The organism is Bacillus pumilus (genome assembly GCF_009937765.1).
Classification (GTDB): domain Bacteria; phylum Bacillota; class Bacilli; order Bacillales; family Bacillaceae; genus Bacillus; species Bacillus pumilus_O.
Genome location: NZ_CP047089.1, coordinates 1,735,227 through 1,753,969, shown reverse-complemented (window position 1 = coordinate 1,753,969; position 18,743 = coordinate 1,735,227). Strand labels below are relative to the sequence as shown.

At 41.4% G+C, this 18,743-nt stretch carries 15 protein-coding genes; all 15 read left to right on the top strand.

Annotated features, from left to right (window positions below; all coding sequences use genetic code 11):
- Positions 1–11 precede the first annotated feature (11 nt).
- Positions 12–1,241, top strand: a complete 1,230-nt coding sequence (locus tag GPS65_RS08480; RefSeq protein WP_003212188.1) for a M16 family metallopeptidase — start codon at positions 12–14, stop codon at positions 1,239–1,241.
- Positions 1,242–1,314: 73 nt separating this feature from the next.
- Positions 1,315–2,238: an aminoglycoside phosphotransferase family protein gene (locus tag GPS65_RS08475; protein WP_144468175.1), complete on the top strand. Its 924-nt coding sequence runs from the start codon at positions 1,315–1,317 to the stop codon at positions 2,236–2,238.
- Between the two features lie 70 nt (positions 2,239–2,308).
- Positions 2,309–2,581 carry a YlmC/YmxH family sporulation protein gene (locus GPS65_RS08470; protein WP_012010001.1) on the top strand — a complete coding sequence of 91 codons (273 nt, stop codon included), beginning with the start codon at positions 2,309–2,311 and terminating at the stop codon, positions 2,579–2,581.
- A 123-nt stretch (positions 2,582–2,704) separates the two neighbouring features.
- Entirely contained in the window at positions 2,705–3,607 is a 903-nt protein-coding gene (gene dpaA, locus GPS65_RS08465) for a dipicolinic acid synthetase subunit A (RefSeq protein ID WP_144468177.1), read from the top strand.
- On the top strand, positions 3,604–4,197 hold the full coding sequence (gene dpaB / locus GPS65_RS08460) for a dipicolinate synthase subunit B (RefSeq protein ID WP_012010003.1): 594 nt from the start codon (positions 3,604–3,606) through the stop codon (positions 4,195–4,197). Before dpaA ends, dpaB begins: the two co-directional genes overlap by 4 nt.
- Before the next feature lie 139 nt (positions 4,198–4,336).
- The gene (gene asd / locus GPS65_RS08455) at positions 4,337–5,356 is read left to right on the top strand and encodes an aspartate-semialdehyde dehydrogenase (protein WP_012010004.1); all 1,020 of its coding nucleotides are present in this window, start codon (positions 4,337–4,339) and stop codon (positions 5,354–5,356) included.
- A gap of 92 nt (positions 5,357–5,448) precedes the next feature.
- Positions 5,449–6,663 carry an aspartate kinase gene (dapG, locus tag GPS65_RS08450; RefSeq protein ID WP_012010005.1) on the top strand — a complete coding sequence of 405 codons (1,215 nt, stop codon included), beginning with the start codon at positions 5,449–5,451 and terminating at the stop codon, positions 6,661–6,663.
- A gap of 30 nt (positions 6,664–6,693) precedes the next feature.
- A complete protein-coding gene (gene dapA, locus GPS65_RS08445) occupies positions 6,694–7,560 on the top strand; it encodes a 4-hydroxy-tetrahydrodipicolinate synthase (RefSeq protein ID WP_012010006.1) in 867 nt (288 codons plus the stop codon).
- Positions 7,561–7,731: 171 nt separating this feature from the next.
- Complete coding sequence (gene rnjB, locus GPS65_RS08440) at positions 7,732–9,399, top strand: ribonuclease J2 (protein WP_012010007.1); 1,668 nt, start codon at positions 7,732–7,734, stop codon at positions 9,397–9,399.
- Positions 9,400–9,523: 124 nt separating this feature from the next.
- A complete protein-coding gene (locus GPS65_RS08435; RefSeq protein WP_003212436.1) occupies positions 9,524–10,252 on the top strand; it encodes a ClpP family protease in 729 nt (242 codons plus the stop codon).
- Positions 10,249–10,485 (top strand): YlzJ-like family protein, encoded by a 237-nt coding sequence (locus GPS65_RS08430; RefSeq protein WP_003211099.1) that lies wholly within the window; start codon positions 10,249–10,251, stop codon positions 10,483–10,485. The genes GPS65_RS08435 and GPS65_RS08430 overlap by 4 nt, the downstream gene beginning before the upstream one ends.
- A gap of 110 nt (positions 10,486–10,595) precedes the next feature.
- Positions 10,596–12,968, top strand: coding sequence for an FtsK/SpoIIIE family DNA translocase (locus GPS65_RS08425; RefSeq protein WP_144514687.1), 2,373 nt, complete (start codon positions 10,596–10,598; stop codon positions 12,966–12,968).
- 165 nt (positions 12,969–13,133) lie between these two features.
- On the top strand, positions 13,134–13,859 hold the full coding sequence (locus GPS65_RS08420; protein WP_119124857.1) for a GntR family transcriptional regulator: 726 nt from the start codon (positions 13,134–13,136) through the stop codon (positions 13,857–13,859).
- Positions 13,860–13,961: 102 nt separating this feature from the next.
- Positions 13,962–15,191: a bacillibactin exporter BcbE gene (locus GPS65_RS08415; RefSeq protein ID WP_003211615.1), complete on the top strand. Its 1,230-nt coding sequence runs from the start codon at positions 13,962–13,964 to the stop codon at positions 15,189–15,191.
- Between the two features lie 317 nt (positions 15,192–15,508).
- On the top strand, positions 15,509–18,625 hold the full coding sequence (locus tag GPS65_RS08410) for an MMPL family transporter (RefSeq protein WP_012010011.1): 3,117 nt from the start codon (positions 15,509–15,511) through the stop codon (positions 18,623–18,625).
- Positions 18,626–18,743: the final 118 nt, after the last annotated feature.

Below are 18,743 nucleotides of genomic sequence, written 5' to 3'. Positions count from 1 at the left end.
AGGAGCAAAACTTGGTCAAAACGTATACATGCCAAAACGGAGTAAGAATTGTACTTGAAAACAATCCCACTGTAAGATCTGTCGCAATTGGCGTCTGGATTGGAACGGGTTCTAGACATGAGACACCTGAAATTAACGGAATCTCACACTTTCTAGAGCATATGTTCTTTAAAGGGACAAAGACGAGATCTGCACGTGATATCGCAGAATCCTTTGACCGCATCGGTGGTCAAGTGAATGCCTTTACGTCAAAAGAATACACTTGCTACTATGCAAAGGTGCTTGATTCACATGCCGGCTACGCTCTCGATGTATTGAGCGATATGTTTTTCCATTCCGCTTTTGATGAAGAAGAGCTGAAAAAAGAAAAAAATGTAGTATATGAAGAAATCAAAATGTATGAAGATACGCCTGATGATATCGTTCATGATCTGTTGAGCAAAGCGATCTATGGTGATCATTCTTTAGGGTTCCCGATTTTAGGAACAGAAGAAACACTTTCTACCTTTAACGGTGACTCTCTTAGAGCTTATATGGATGAATTCTACACGCCGGACCGCGTCGTCATCTCTGTTGCAGGGAATGTAGATGACACATTCATTAGTGAAGTTGAAAAGTTGTTCGGTTCGTATGAAACGAAAGGGAAAAAACAGCCTGTAGAAGCGCCGCAGTTTCACTATGACAAGCTCACACGCAAAAAGGAAACAGAGCAAGCGCATCTATGCATGGGCTTTAATGGCCTTCCAGCTGGAGATAAAGGCATCTATGACTTAATCGTCTTAAATAATGTTCTTGGCGGAAGCATGAGCAGCCGCTTGTTCCAGGATGTAAGAGAAGACAAAGGCCTCGCATATTCTGTTTTTAGCTATCACAGTTCATTTGCAGATAACGGCATGCTGACGATTTATGGCGGGACTGGAGCGAAGCAGTTAAACTTGCTCTCTGAAACCATTTTACAAACGCTAGACGTCTTAAAGCGTGAGGGAATCACACAAAAAGAGCTTGAAAACTCTAAGGAGCAAATGAAAGGGAACCTAATGCTCAGTCTTGAAAGCACAAACAGCAAGATGAGCCGAAACGGTAAAAATGAACTGCTCCTTGGCAAACATCGTACGCTTGATGAAATTATTGACGAAATTAACAAAGTCACATTAGACGGTGTGAATAACTTATCAAAACGAATCTTTACAGAGGATTATGCGCTCTCGCTTATTAGTCCTACGGGTGATCAGCCATCATAATGTAAACAACACGGCAGGCTTCTTAAGAGGTCTGCCGTTTATTGTATATCAAGTGGAAAGGAGTACTGCTTACATGGAATATGAAAAACTGAAACGCCTCTCTCCGCTTCTGACACAAGCCATCTCCTTTCAGCTGATGACATCTGGCTTTTCTGGCAACCGTACTTATCTCGTCACAACATCCTCAAGTGAAAAGCTAGTGCTCAAGCTATCAAACCTCAAAACGTATTCAAATTTTAAAAGAAAAGCGTCAATTCAGCAAAAGTTAAAAGATCGAGGGCTACTATGTTCTGAAGTGATGGAGATTGGAATGAATACGGAACTCAACTGTACCTATCGTATTTTCACTTTTATTGAAGGAGAGAACGCAAGAGCAGCCATTCATCTCCTTACAAATAAAGAGCAGTATGAAATCGGGAGACGGGCGGGCGAAGCACTGAGTTTCATGCATACATGCCCCGCTCCTTCTCATGTTACGTCATGGTATGAGAGAGTCATGGCGAAACATGAACGGTATGTACATGCCTATCGATCAAGTGGAGTGACCTTTGCCCAGGATCAATTCGTATTAGATTTTATCAAATCACATGCTGATGCGGTAAAGGCAAGACCTAATCAATTCCAGCATGATGATTTTCATTTGGGGAATATCATCATACAAGAAGGTGAGTATGCAGGTGTCATTGATTTTGATCAATCTGACTGGGGTGACCCCGTTCATGACTTTTATAAATTGTCCTTATTTAGCCGAGAAAATAGTATTCCATTTTCAGCAGGGCAACTGGATCACTATGTAAGTTCACAGACGACAGACGATTTTTGGCTTCTTTTTTCTATTTATACAGCAATGAGCTGCTTTTCTTCCATTGTCTGGACGCTTTCTTATGACAGTGAACATGTAAAAGATATGGTGAACCGAGTGGAAAGAATGCTGGCAGACCATGATTACTTTCATCAACTGAAACCCGCTTGGTATTCAAATTGGCATCATTCATAACTTGTAAAAGCGGGACGGTCTATTTCATCTTATGGCTGCATATATGATACGGAAGGGAAGTGATGCGATTTTGAGGCTAAGTGAGCTGTCAGGAAAAGAGATCGTCGATATCAAAAGAGCGGAACGGCTTGGCGTGCTTGGACAAACCGACCTTGAAATCAATGAACAGGACGGTCAAATCACAGCACTCATTATACCTTCGGTGAAGTGGTTTGGTTTTCGAAAGCAAGGAAATGACATCCGCGTCCCGTGGAATCACATTCAAAAAATAGGATCAGATATGATCATTCTCGATGTGCCTGAAGCACTTCAGCCGCCCGGGGAAAAAGAGCATCCATCATAAATGGGTGCTCTTTTTCTTTTCTCTCTTCGATTTGTTCACAGGCTGAATCCTCTCCTCATATGCTGAAAGGGAGATTCAGAAAATATTACAGACTTTTTTAAATAAAGAAGGTGAACGGTCAGTATGTTGAGCGGTTTAACGGTTGCGGTGATCGGGGGAGATGCAAGGCAGCTTGAAATTATTCGCAAGCTGTCACAGCAGCATGCCAAAGTGTTTTTGGTTGGATTTGATCAGCTGGATCACGGATTTATTGGGGCTGAAAAGCTAAAAATGTCAGAACTTCCATTCGAACAGGTAGACAGTATGATCCTGCCGGTATCAGGGGCAACGGATGAAGGTGTTGTCGCGACAGTTTTCTCAAATGAGCAGGTGTTACTAGAAGCAACATTTTTAGAAAGAACCCCTGCCCATTGTACCTTGTACTCAGGTATTTCTAATACGTACTTAGACAATCTGGCAAAGCAGGTGAATCGAAATCTTGTGAAACTGTTTGAGCGAGATGATATTGCCATATATAACTCTATTCCAACAGTTGAAGGGATTATCATGATGGCCATCCAGCAAACGGATTATACGATTCATGGATCACGAGTTGCTGTTCTCGGGCTCGGAAGAACAGGACTCACCATTGCCCGCACATTTCGGGCACTCGGTGCGGATGTAAAAGTAGGGGCAGCAGATACAGCGCATTTAGCACGGGCCTTTGAAATGGGACTCGATCCATTTTCAATGGACCAGTTAAAAGAAGAAGTAACGGATGTAGATATCATCATCAATACCATTCCAAGCCTTGTATTAGATTCATCTGTCATCGTCAGCATGACACCAAAGACACTCATTTTGGATATCGCCTCCCGCCCAGGAGGAACAGACTTTGACTTTGCACAAAAACACGGAGTGAAGGCGCTTCTTGCACCTGGACTCCCCGGAATTGTTGCACCAAAGACAGCAGGGCAAATCATTGCAAAAGTGCTTTCTGGGCTCTTATGTGAACTTGCAGAGGAAAAAAGGGGGATGGAATCATGACAACATTAAAAGGGAAAAGAATCGGCTTTGGATTAACTGGTTCCCACTGTACGTACGAAGCTGTTTATCCGCAAATCGAAGCACTTGTAAAAGAAGGAGCAGAAGTCCGACCAGTGGTGTCATATACGGTTCAGAACACGAATACAAGATTCGGAGATGGGGCGGACTGGATTGAGCGGATCGAGAAGTTGACTGGATTTAAGGCGATTGACTCCATCGTGAAAGCAGAGCCGCTCGGACCTAAGCTGCCACTTGATTGTATGGTCATTGCTCCATTAACAGGGAATTCAATGGCGAAATTTGCAAATGCCATGACAGACAGCCCTGTTTTAATGGCTGCAAAAGCAACCATTCGAAATCATCGTCCTGTTGTTTTAGGCATTTCAACAAATGATGCGCTAGGCTTAAATGGTACAAATTTGATGAGGCTGATGTCGACAAAAAATATTTTCTTTATTCCATTTGGTCAAGATGATCCGTTTAAAAAACCGACCTCCATGGTCGCAAACATGGATCTGCTTTCTCAAACGGTAGAAGAGGCACTAGAGCATAGACAAATTCAACCAATTTTAATCGGACCAAGCGAATAATAGATTCACTAGAAAATCATGAAAGATTCAAAAAAGATGCTTCAAGCCTTGCTTTTCTATGGTAAAATAAAATGTAAAAAGTCATAGGATGGCCATCCGAAAGAAAAGTATCATGGATGGGTCGGAAGGAGTTTTACTGATGGGAAGAGGATTGCATGTAGCTGTAGTTGGAGCGACTGGAGCTGTCGGTCAACAAATGTTAAAAACACTAGCTGACAGAGATTTTGAAATGGATACACTGACTCTACTATCCTCAAAACGTTCTGCTGGAACAAAAGTGACATTCAGAGGTCAAGAGTATACTGTACAGGAAGCAACACCTGAAAGCTTTGAAGGAGTAAACATTGCATTATTCAGTGCTGGAGGAAATGTTTCCAAGGCGCTCGCTCCTGAAGCCGTCAAACGAGGTGCGATTGTTGTAGACAACACAAGTGCTTTCCGTATGGACGAAAACATCCCTCTTGTCGTACCAGAGGTAAACGAAAAAGACTTGCATGACCATAAAGGAATCATTGCAAACCCTAACTGTTCAACGATTCAAATGGTAGCGGCATTAGAACCGCTTCGTCAGGCGTATGGCATGAAAAAAGTCATCGTGTCCACTTACCAAGCCGTATCAGGTGCAGGACATGAAGCCATTGACGAGCTATATAGCCAATCACAAGCCATTTTAAATAAAGAAGATGTGAAGCCGGAAGTCATGCCTTATCAAATTGCATTTAATGCGATTCCGCAAATTGATAAATTCCAAGACAATGGCTATACATTTGAAGAAATGAAAATGATCAATGAAACGAAAAAAATCATGCATATGCCAGAGCTGGAAGTAGCGGCAACATGTGTGAGACTTCCAATTGAGACAGGACATTCAGAATCTGTTTACGTCGAACTAGAATCAACTGACGCAACAGTTGAAGACGTCAAGTCCATTCTAAAAGATGCTCCTGGCATTACACTGCAAGATGATCCGTCTCAGCAAATTTATCCAATGCCTGCAGATGCTGTCGGGAAAAATGACGTATTTGTCGGCCGCATTCGGAAAGATTTGGACCGTCCAAACGGGTTCCATATGTGGATTGTATCTGATAACCTGCTAAAAGGCGCTGCATGGAATTCCGTTCAAATTGCAGAAAGCTTAAAAGCATTAAAATTAGTTTAACATTCAATGGATGATGAGGACGAACAGAAGAGAGTTAGGCATCTTTCGCCTGCTCTCTTCTGTTACGTCAGAATGAACTTGGAGTGAAAACAGTGAAAATAATTGTCCAAAAATTTGGCGGTACATCTGTCAAAGATGATCAAGGTAGAAAAAGGGCACTTGCACATATCTTATCGGCAAAAGAGAAAGGCTATAAGTCGGTTGTCGTCGTATCCGCGATGGGACGAAAAGGCGATCCTTATGCGACCGATACGTTGCTTGGTCTGCTTTACGGTAGCGCGCAGCATATGACAAATCGAGAAAAAGACTTGCTCGTTTCCTGCGGAGAGAATATTTCAGCTGTTGTGTTTTCAAGTATGCTAAATGAAAACGGACTAAAAGCTGTAGCGATGACAGGCGCTCAGGCGGGTTTTGTGACAGATAAGGAGCATACGAGTGCGAAAATTATTGATATGAAGTGTGAGCGTCTCGAAGCGGCACTATCTGAACATGATGTTGTCGTTGTTGCTGGGTTCCAAGGAGCCGCCAAAAATGGAGACGTGACCACAATCGGACGAGGTGGCAGTGATACGTCTGCAGCTGCTTTAGGTGCTGCATTGCAGGCAGACTTCATTGATATTTTTACAGATGTAGAAGGCGTCATGACGGCAGATCCCCGTATTGTTGAAAATGCAAAGCCGCTCAGAGTCGTGACATATACAGAAATTTGCAACCTTGCATACCAAGGAGCAAAAGTCATTCACCCGAGAGCTGTCGAAATTGCGATGCAAGCAAAAGTACCAATGAGGGTCCGTTCAACATACTCTGATGAAGAGGGCACACTCGTCACGTCACACTACTCGGATAAAATGAGCCATGATGTGTACGACCGCCTCATTACGGGTATTGCACATGTCAATGATGTGACGCAAATCAAAGTCCCAGCAAAAGAAGGGCAGTATAGCGTCCAAACAGAGGTCTTTAAAGCGATGGCTAATGCACAAATCAGTGTCGATTTCTTCAACATTACGCCGAGTGAGATTGTCTATACCGTGACAGGTGCAATGACTGAAAAGGCCACCTCGATCCTAAAAGATCTTGGCTATACGCCAATTGTCACAACAAATTGTGCGAAAGTATCAGCTGTTGGCGCAGGTATCATGGGTGTACCAGGTGTCACATCTAAAATTGTATCAGCTCTTTCCGAACAAAACATTCCGATTTTACAATCGGCTGACAGCCATACGACCATTTGGGTGCTAGTGAACGAAGAAAACATGAGAGCAGCTGTCAATGCCCTGCACGAAGTGTTTGAACTTTCAAGATAAATGTGATTGAATCATGATGAGGTGAAAAAAATGAATTTCGGAAATATCGCAACAGCTATGATTACACCTTTTGATAAAAAGGGCAACATTGATTTCCAAAAGCTATCAATACTCATTGATTACTTGCTAAAAAACGGCAGTGACTCGTTAGTCGTTGCAGGGACAACAGGCGAATCGCCAACTTTATCGACTGAAGAAAAAGTCGCTCTTTTTCAGCAATCGGTAAAATTAGCAAATGGTCGTTGTAAAATCATTGCAGGAACAGGCAGTAATAACACAAATGCGTCTATCAAACTAACGAAAAAAGCAGAAGAAGCGGGCGTTGATGCAGTGATGCTTGTCGTACCTTACTACAACAAGCCATCACAGGAAGGCATGTATGCACACTTTAAAGCCATTGCCGAGTCTACATCTCTTCCTGTCATGCTTTACAATGTACCGGGGAGAACGGTTGCGTCATTAGCTCCAGAAACAACTATTAAGCTTGCGCAAATACCTAACATTGTCGCAATCAAAGAAGCAAGTGGTGATCTTGATGCTATGACAAAAATCATTGCAGAGACACCAGAAGATTTCGATGTTTATTCAGGTGACGACAGCTTAACACTTCCAGCTGTATCTGTTGGTGCAAAAGGAGTGGTCTCTGTAGCGTCTCATATCGTAGGGCTTGATATGCAGCAAATGCTGAAAAGCTATGCTTCAGGTCAAACGGCCAATGCCGCATTGATCCATCAAAAGCTACTCCCAATCATGAAACAGCTATTCTCAGCGCCAAATCCAACGCCTGTTAAAACAGCTCTTCAGCTAAAAGGACTAGATGTCGGATCGGTTCGTCTTCCGCTTCTACCTTTGTCAGAAGAAGAGAGACTGGATTTAAGCAGCGTCTTAAACAGCTAATCAAAACAAAAGATTTCGTAAGCGGTCATTCTCAGATGTCCCTGAGTATGACCGTTTTTTATACATAAACACTTTCTTAAAATGTGACTTCATCTTGTTTTCTAAAATTAGATTCAGTTATAATAGCATTAAGCGATGATGGACGGGCTTGAGACTAGGAGGATAAGAATTTTGAAAAAGAAAAATACAGAGAACGTAAGAATTATTGCACTGGGAGGCGTTGGAGAAATCGGGAAAAACTTATATGTCATTGAAATTGATTCCGACATATATGTGGTGGATGCAGGCTTGATGCATCCAGAAAACGAAATGCTAGGCATTGACGTCGTTATTCCTGATATCTCTTATTTAACAGAACGTGCTGATCGGGTGAAAGCAATTTTTCTTACCCACGGACATGATGAAGCAATCGGAGGCGTATTCCATTGCTTAAGCAAATTGTCTGTACCAGTTTACGGAACGAAGCTGACCCTTGCGTTACTTCGAGAAAAATTAAAACAATATGGCTTCAATCAAAAAGCTGACTTGCGTGAGGTTCATGCAAAATCAGTCATTACGTTTGAAACAACAAAGGTATCATTCTTTAGAACGAATCACAGCATCCCTGATTCAGTTGGGATCAGCTTCAAAACCTCTCTTGGTTCAATCGTATGCACAGGTGATTTTAAATTTGATCAAACCCCAGCGCTTAACCAAGCCTGTGACATCGGAGAGATTGCGAAAATTGGAAACAATGGCGTTTTAGCACTTCTTTCAGATAGTGCCAATGCTGAAAAACCAGGTTATACACCTTCTGAGGCGCTCGTCCAAGACGAAATCTCAAATGCGATGTACAATGCTGAGAATCGTGTCATTGTGGCTGTATCTTCATCTAACATTAACCGAGTGCAGCAGATCATTAATGCAACAAATCAAAATGGCCGTAAGCTTGCCGTAGCAGGAAAGAATATGATGACAACTCTTCAGCTGGCGATCAAACTTGGTTATGTCACAGCAGACGAAGAATTATTTGTACCAGTTCAAGAAGTGAAGAAAATGGCGAAAAACGATGTGGTCATCCTGACAGCTGGAAGCCACGGAGAGCCTCTTGCTGCGTTAACCAAAATGGCAAAACAAAATCACAAACAGCTTCATATTGAAAAAGATGACACGGTTGTGATTGCATCTACACCTCTTCCTGGCCAAGAACTCACCTATTCAAAAACAGTGGATTTCCTTACAAGAAGCGGCGCACAAGTCATTTTTGCACAAAAACGTGTGCATGTTTCTGGACACGGGTGCCAAGAAGAGTTAAAGCTTATGCTGAACTTACTAAAGCCGAAGTATTTAATTCCGGTGAATGGCGAATATCGTATGCAAAAAGCACATTCTCGTATTGCGGAAGAAGTAGGAATGAAACGCAGTGACATTTTCTTGATTGATAAAGGAGATGTTGTCGAGTTTAGAGGACAGAACGTCAAGATCGGTGAAAAAGTTCACCAAGGCAATATTTTAATCGATGGTCTTGGTGTTGGTGATATCGGGAACATTGTGTTACGCGATAGACGCCTACTGTCTCAAGACGGTATCTTAATTGTCGTCATTACGCTCGACAAACAAAAGAAACAATTAATTTCTGGACCTGAAATCATCACAAGAGGATTTGTGTATGTCAGAGAATCTGAAGAACTGATTGTGAAAGCGACAGAAATGGTCAAAGGAATTGTCAAAGAGCAAACGGAAAACTCAATTGTTGAATGGTCAACATTGAAACAATCCATGCGCGACGTACTCAATCAATTCCTATATGAAAAAACAAAACGTAAGCCAATGATCATTCCAATTATTATGGAAGTATGATGTGATGAAAAAGCCCAAGGAGCATAAGCTCTTTGGGCTTTTTTGATGAGGTGTGAGCAATGCGGATTGAATACGGTCTTCTTGTTCATAATAGGAGGAGAGTTTGAGGAAAGGATGGAGACAAATGGACGAAAAAAATGAACAGCAGCCTGAGCGAAAGCCAGAAGAAAAAGACAGCATAATGAGCAAAATACAGCAGCTTGGTGAAACAGCCATACCACAGCTGCCGCAAGATACAAACATCCATTGCCTTACCATTATTGGACAAATTGAAGGCCACATGCAGCTTCCACCACAAAATAAAACAACCAAATACGAGCATGTCATTCCGCAAATCGTAGCAGTAGAACAAAACCCAAAAATCGAAGGGCTTTTAATCATCTTAAATACAGTAGGCGGCGATGTCGAAGCAGGACTAGCGATCGCAGAAATGCTTGCGTCTTTATCAAAACCGACTGTATCGATTGTACTTGGCGGCGGCCACTCCATTGGTGTTCCGATTGCTGTATCGTGTGATTATTCCTATATTGCGGAAACAGCCACAATGACCATTCATCCTGTGCGTTTAACTGGTCTTGTCATTGGTGTCCCCCAAACCTTTGAATACTTAGATAAAATGCAGGAAAGAGTCATTAACTTTGTGACAAGCCACTCCAATATTACAGAAGAGAAATTTAAAGAACTCATGTTCTCAAAAGGCAATTTGACAAGGGACATAGGTACAAATGTTGTTGGTCATGAGGCGGCAGAATACGGACTCATGAATGAAGTAGGCGGTGTTGGACAAGCGATTAAAAAGTTGAATGAGCTGATTGGAGAAAGGGCATCTCAAAACGAGGGGCTGATCCAATGATTTTATACACACCTATGCCATATGAAGCCATTTACGCGGAGGAACAAGGAGATCGCAAACTTCAACAGGTAAATATCCAAGGCGTTCCAGTTATGGTTGAAATGAAAGAGGATGAAGCAGAAATCGTTCAAGTCATGAGCACAAATCCAATGGATTTTCTGAATCAAGAGCTTGCACCAGGCAAGCGATTGAAGTTACAATTAGGCTCCAATCAAACCGACTCATATGAATGATTCTATGCTATAATAAAGGGAAAACTTACAACAAGATGCAGCCAAAACCAGGCTGCTTTCTTTCTGATCTTTCGGTAGGTTATATTTTCTTTCGTAGTAAGGTGATGAGTATGGCGAAAAAGAGAAAACGGAAAACGAGAAAAAAACAAAATAAACAGCTAAAACTGAAATATGAATTAAATGGGTTAGTCTGTATTGCCATAGCGATCATTGCCATTTTACAGCTAGGCGTCGTTGGACAAACCTTCGTATATTTATTCCGATTTTTTGCAGGTGAATGGTTCATTCTCTGCCTTATCGGATTATTTCTTTTTGGCGTCACCATCTTCTGGAAAAAACAAATCCCAGATTTGTTGACAAGGAGAAAGGCAGGGTTATACTGCATCATTGCGAGTATCTTGCTTTTGTCTCATGTGAAGCTCTTTCAGCACCTTTCATCTGCGGGTGCAATAGGCTCTCAAAGTGTGATCAGAAATACATTTGAGCTTTTCCTGATGGACATGAAAGGTGAGACAGGATCTCCTGATTTAGGAGGCGGCATGATCGGTGCCGTATTATTTGCTGCTTCTTATTTCTTATTTGCACAAGCAGGCTCTCAAATCATGGCAATCGTTCTGATGCTGATTGGAATTGTGCTCATTACAAATCGATCTCTTCAAGAAATGGTGAAGAAAGTGACACTGCCTGTCTCACAATTTATGGTGAAGCAGTGGAAAGCGTTTGTTGAAGATATGAAAGGAATCAGGCAGGCGAAAAAGAGCGCCCCCCCTCAGAAAACGGCTGAAAAGAAAAAACGGTCTCGTATTCAGGAAGAGGACGAAGATGATCAAATCTTAGTTGAAGAGGAAGCGCCGATGCCTGACAATAGTCAGCCGATTATTTCAAGCTTTGCTGACAGAGATGACATTCTCACCCCGCTCGTTCAAAAAGAGCAGGTGGCAAAAGAGACAACGCCTCTTCAAGAATCTGTGCAAAGTACGCCGTCTCCATCAGATTCAGCTGATGAACCAAAAGAGGCGCCGCCGATGACGTTTACGGAACTTGAAAACAAAGATTACGAATTGCCATCACTGGATATTTTGGCAGAGCCGCAGCACTCAGGACAGCAAACAGACAAGAAGAATATATATGAAAATGCAAGAAAGCTTGAAAAAACGTTTCAAAGCTTCGGCGTAAAAGCAAAAGTTACACAGGTTCACTTAGGACCAGCCGTCACCAAATATGAAGTCTATCCAGATGTCGGCGTGAAGGTTAGTAAGATTGTCAATCTAAGTGATGACTTAGCCCTAGCTCTTGCAGCAAAAGATATTCGGATTGAGGCGCCGATTCCTGGGAAATCAGCCATCGGTATTGAGGTTCCTAATGCAGAAATTGCGATGGTTTCTTTAAAAGAGGTATTAGAATCGAAGCAAAATGACCGTCCAAATGCGAAGCTGCTGATTGGACTCGGCCGCAATATTTCGGGTGAAGCCGTGCTCGCTGAAATGAACAAAATGCCGCATTTACTTGTAGCAGGATCGACAGGAAGCGGAAAAAGTGTGTGCATCAATGGCATTATCACAAGTATTCTCATGAGAGCGAAACCTCATGAAGTAAAAATGATGATGATTGATCCGAAAATGGTTGAACTAAATGTGTATAATGGCATCCCGCATCTGCTCGCTCCCGTTGTAACGGACCCTAAGAAAGCGTCACAGGCACTGAAAAAAGTCGTCAGTGAAATGGAACGCCGCTATGAATTGTTTTCTCATACAGGGACAAGAAATATTGAAGGGTACAATGATTACATTAAACGAATGAATCAATCAGAAGAGGCGAAACAGCCAGAACTTCCTTATATTGTCGTCATTGTAGACGAGCTTGCAGATTTAATGATGGTCGCTTCCTCTGATGTAGAAGATTCCATTACAAGACTTTCGCAAATGGCTCGTGCAGCCGGAATTCATTTAATTATTGCCACACAAAGACCTTCTGTCGATGTCATTACAGGAGTCATTAAAGCCAACATCCCATCTCGAATTGCCTTTAGTGTGTCTTCGCAAACCGATTCAAGGACGATCCTTGATATGGGGGGCGCAGAAAAACTACTTGGCAGAGGGGATATGCTGTTTCTACCAGTCGGGGCAAACAAACCGGTTCGTGTGCAGGGCGCCTTTTTATCTGATGAAGAAGTAGAACATGTCGTTGACCATGTGATCACTCAGCAAAAAGCGCAATATCAAGAAGAAATGATTCCAACTGAAGAAACGCAGGATCAGCTTGCAGCTGTGGATGATGATTTATATGATGAAGCAGTGGAACTCATCATCGGCATGCAGACGGCTTCTGTCTCTATGCTTCAAAGGAGATTCCGTATCGGCTATACACGAGCTGCCCGCCTCATTGATGCAATGGAAGAGCGAGGCGTTGTCGGTCCTTATGAAGGCAGTAAACCGAGAGAAGTCCTGCTTTCAAAAGAACAATATGACGAGCTCTCTTCATAAATTGAAGAGAGCTTTCTAAAAAGAGTAGTAAACGATAATGTGATTATGTTAACTGGAAGTCAGACTATTTATTTATTTGCAAAAACATGATATAGTTATGTTCAACTTATCTCGGAATAGAGATTTCTCATCTTATCATTTGCATTGATTAGACGGAGGGAAAACATGTCGACCAAAACAGACAATCGCCATTTATATTTGAAAGTGATTGACCGTATTAAAGAAGATATACAATCAGGCGTATACGCCGAAAAAGAAAAGCTGCCTTCTGAATTTGAGCTCTCAAAGCTTTTAGGCGTGAGTAGAGCGACACTGCGTGAAGCCCTTCGTATATTAGAAGAAGAGAAATATTTAATTAGAAGGCATGGTGTGGGGACATTTGTCAACACAAGACCACTCTTTTCAACAGGCATAGAACAGCTGGCAAGTGTGACAAAAATGATAGAGCAGGTCAATATGACGCCTGGTACCATCTTTTTATCCTCGCAAGAAGGGGTGCCAACAGAGAATGATGTGATTCGTTTTCAGTGTGATGAATCTGATGAGATTTTTTCAATGGAGCGCGTTCGAACGGCAGATGGACAGCCCGTGGTTTATTGTTTAGATAAAATTCCGGTCAAGCATCTTCCCGCTTCTTTTACACATGAAGAAGAGTCGCTTTTTGAGCTGTTTGGAAGAGAACCACACAGCGGGATTAAATATGCAGTTGCTGACATTGAACCAATCGGCTACCACGATCAGGTTTCACCGATACTAGAATGTGACCCTGAAACAGCATTATTATTACTAAAACAAATGCACTTTGATCAGGATGATCAGCCGGTCTTATACTCGCTTAATTATTTTCGAGCGGATAAATTCAGCTTTCATGTGATACGTAAACGATTTTAACGAGCAGTCGCTTTCATAAGCGGTTGCTTTTTGTTTGCCCATACATAATACCCGTAAAACTTGCCACACTATTACGTAACAGTATATAGAATTGGGTGAATGATGTTGGGCGAGAAAACAGTCAGTAAAAAGAATATTATTGCATTATCATCAGTGCCTTTGATCATGACACTCGGGAACTCGATGCTAATTCCCGTATTGCCACAGATAGAAAAGACACTTTCCATTACTTCCTTTCAAGTCTCCCTCATTATTACGGTATACTCCGTTGTCGCGATCTTATGTATTCCGATCGCTGGCTATTTATCAGACCGAATCGGGCGAAAAAAGGTACTCCTGCCGTGTCTGTTAATCGCAGGACTTGGAGGGGCTGTGGCAGCAGTTGCCTCAACGATCATGAAAGAACCGTACATGTGGATTCTATTTGGCAGGGTCCTTCAAGGTGTTGGCTCAGCAGGGGCAGCACCTGTCGTGATGCCGTTTATTGGAGATTTGTTTCATGATGATGAAGAAGTCAGTGCGGGTCTAGGCGCCATCGAAACCTCTAACACAGCTGGGAAGGTATTGAGCCCGATTATTGGCGCGCTTTTGGCTTCATGGTTTTGGTTTGTGCCGTTTTGGTTTATTCCGTTCTTCTCCATCATCAGCTTTCTCATGGTACTATTCATGGTAGAGTCGGCGAAAAAAGAGGAGGACCCGCCTTCATTCAAAGAATTTTTAAAATCAACAAAGACCATATTTAAGCATGAGGGACGCTGGCTGTATGCCATTTTTGCCATTGGCGGTTTTATTATGTTTCTTCTTTTTGGTGTGCTTTTTTACTTATCTGATAACCTAGAGGCAGCTTATCAAATTAAGGGTGTCAAAAAAGGACTCCTGCTTAGCATTCCGCTCCTTTTTCTATCCATTAGCTCATACGTTGCTGGGAAAACGATTGGAAAAGAAAAAGGGAAAATGAGAATCTTTTTAATCGTAGGCATGGCCTTATTATCACTTTCCTATATGTTTTTATGGTGGAATCACAGCTTTTACGTATTGTTTATCTGCTTAAGCATTGGCGGTGTTGGCATCGGGATTGTCCTGCCTGCACTGGATGCCCTGATCACAGAAGGAATTGAAAAAGAGCAGTGCGGAACCATTACGTCGTTTTACAGCAGTATGCGTTTTATCGGTGTCGCTTTAGGACCTCCGATTTACGCTTACCTCATGGATAAAGGAGACTCCATCGTTTTTATTCTCTCGACCATTTGCAGTCTTATTTCTCTATTTTTGGTCCTCTTCTTTATCCAGCCAGATGAAGAGGATGAAAGTGAACAATTAAAAACGGTTTAATCTAGAAAAAAGACGGTATTTTGCCATCTTTTTTCTTTTTTATAAATTGACATGTAAAATTTTGATAGTTAAACTAATGTATAGTAATATCTTTTAAATTATTCCAAACGGGAGGTGTTCAAAAACATTCATTTTCTGTCTTTCTTTAGGCAGAGATTGAGTTCGCGTGGTGATGATGAATGTGTGTTTCTTCAACACGAAAAGACAATTGAATAGGTCATCCTACCATTAGCACGTTGAAGGATACGCAGTCAGCACTTCAGACACGCTCAAATACAGCAAATTGATTGATGAACTAGAAGGAGCTTGAAGCAGCTATGTTGCAAATAATTAAAGCAAGATGGATTGTATTAGTGGTGTGGATGATAACAGCTGTAATTCTGTTTATTACTGCGCCAAATTTAGAGGAATTAACGAGAGAAAAAGGGCAATTAAAGGTTCCGGAGGGGACACCAACAGCTGAAGCACTTCACTTATTGGATAAGCTCACAGATCAAAATGGGAAAAAAGATACGGGTGTTATTGTATTTTCCGAACAACATCTGTTCCCTAAGAAAGAGCAAGAATTAAAAAAGGCTTTATCTGCACTCATGACACATGCTCCAGACCTCCACATTGACGGAATTACTTCGTATTTTCATGTAGATCCGGACATTCAAAAACAACTTTTATCAAAGGATAAAAGTACACTTCTTGTTCCATTCAAATTCGACCACTACGAAACAAAAGCTGTGAAGATTAAAGAACAAATTGAGGAAGTTTTAAAGCCCTATCATATCTCATTTGAAATGACGGGACAAAAATTTGTGGATTCAGATGTCATTAATAGCTCTCAACAAGGTCTGAAGAAAACTGAACTTATCACGATCATTTTTATTTTCTTTATTTTAATTATTGTTTTCAGATCAATTTTGGCACCTGTTGTTCCGCTCATTACAATCGGCATCTCTTATGCCGTCAGCCGTTGTATTGTGGCTTTTTTAGTAGAATATATGCAATTTCCTCTATCTAATTTTACTCAGATTTTTATGGTAGCGATTATGTTCGGTATAGGAACAGATTATTGTATTTTGCTGTTAAGTCGTTTTAAAGAAGAAATCGGTCAAGGTCGTGATGTCAAAGAGTCGATTATCATCACATACAAATGTGCAGGGAAAACGGTCTTTTTCAGTGGCTTAGCCGTGTTAGTTGGCTTCTCAAGCATTGGGTTTGCAAAATTTCAATTGTATCAATCAGCCGTTAGTGTTGCGGTTGGAGTTGGTATCCTACTGATCGCACTTGTCACCATCGTCCCCTTTTTTATGTCTGTTTTTGGAAAATCTCTTTTCTGGCCATCTAAAAGAGAAAACATTCGCCACCCGCAAAGTAAAATGTGGGAATGGGCTGGGCGTTTTTCATTTAAAAGGCCGCTGATCAGCCTAGGTTTAGTTGCACTCATTACGGTGCCTCCTATTCTGATGTACGACGGGACTCTTTCTTATAACAGCTTAAATGAGATTGGGACAAAGTATGAATCAGTGTCTGCATTTAATACGATATCAGAGCAATTTGGCTTTGGGGAAGCGTTGCCCCTGAATGTACTTGTTGAAAGTGACAATAAGTTAGATAACCAAGAAAAGATTGTCATGATTGAAAAACTAACCCGTAAATTAAATGACATTGACGAAGTCAAAACAGTCCGCAGTGTCACTCGTCCTGTTGGAGATGGGTTAAGTCAGCTTTACGTTACCTCTCAAGCAAAAGAGCTGGGAGGAGAACTAGGAAAAGGTCATGAAGGAATCGGGAAAATTTCAGATGGTTTGACCGAAACAAATCTTGCCCTTCTTAAACAAAAACCAAAAATTCAAGAATCCGCTAAAGGCATTGACCAGCTGATTGATGGAACAAAAGCGATCAAAAGCGGCATTGGAGAAGTAAGGGAGTCCCTGATCTCTTTAGAAGATGGGGTGAGGCGCAGCAAAGATGGTGTCGGGACCATCCGAAGTAAAATCAAAGAAGCAAAAAAGGAATTAGAGCAAGAATATCGCAGAAGTGAAGCGATGATTCAAGAGCTTAAACAAATGGTGAGTACGCTAGAACGTCATGCGAAATCAAATCAGCAGCTGATAACTACCATTAAAAAAGTAAAAAGTTCGTATGAGAATGTATCGTTTGAAGCACTTGAAAAACGGCTTCCAGAAGTAAAAGATATGGATGAATATAAAGAAATCAAGAAAGTATTCAAAGATACAAAAGGAATGCTTGATCAAGCAGGGAACCAAATGAATCTGTATGAAGAGGAAGCTTCTCTGTTTAAAGAAAAGATCAAGAAAGCAGATTCAGTGATTCAAAGCTTTTCAAGCAAGCAAAAAGAAGTAAAACATCAAGTGCGAGCCCTCATGGAAGGACTGGATCAAATTTATGCCGGTCTTGATCAAACAAATGAAGGACAAAAACAATTGATCAAAGAAATGCCTAAAATTGAAGATGGTGCCGATCAACTGACAGGTGGACAAAAAGCCATCAAAAAAGGATTTAATCAGCTTTCATCAAAACTCACATTATTAACAGATGGATTAGGTGAAAGTATTGAAGGGCTCGAGCAGGTCAAAAGTGGCTTCACAGAGGCTGACGGCTATTTAAACCAGCTTCAGCAAGCGCCAGATGAAGAAATAACGGGCTGGTTTATTCCAGAAGAAGTGCTAAAACGCCATGAATTTAAGCAAATCTTTCAAACGTATATGTCTCCAGATCGTAAACTGACAACCTTAGAAGTTATTTTAAATGTGAATCCATACAGCAATGAAGCGATGAAAGGCGTTGCAAAAATTGAAGAAACCCTTGATCAATATTTACCTGTCAGCGGGTTAAAGAATGCAAATTACGGCGTGTCTGGTATTTCAAGTTTAAATGTAGATTTAAAAGAAACATCTGACGGTGACTTTATTCGAACAGTCATTTTTATGCTAGCTGGCATCTTTATTATTTTAATTATATTATTACGGTCGATCGTCATGCCGATATACTTAACACTTTCACTCATTTTAACGTATTTTACATCCGTCGGATTAACAGAATGGATATTCAAAACATTTTTTGGCTACGACGGTCTCAGCTGGGCTGTCCCATTTTTCAGCTTTGTCATTCTTGTCACCTTAGGTATTGATTATTCGATCTTCCTAATGGATCGCTTTAATGAATGGAAGGGAGAGCATGTGCAAGCATCAATGATATCAGCGATGAGAAATATGGGTTCTGTCATTATTTCAGCAGTCGCGATATTAGCGGGGACCTTCGCCGCTATGCTACCGTCCGGTGTCTTGTCACTTGTTGAAATTGCAACGGTCATACTCATTGGACTTTTATTATATGCGTTTGTTGTATTACCACTTTTTATTCCGGTCATGGTTCGCATTTTCGGAAAATGGAATTGGTGGCCTTTTAGAATGAAATAACGACCAGCGTCTCTGCTTATAGCAGAGGCGTTTTTATTTCCTATCCTTTCCTCTGATTGATATAATGTCTATTAAATGGCTGTTTTACGTATATATCAGCTATGTTCTAATACATAAT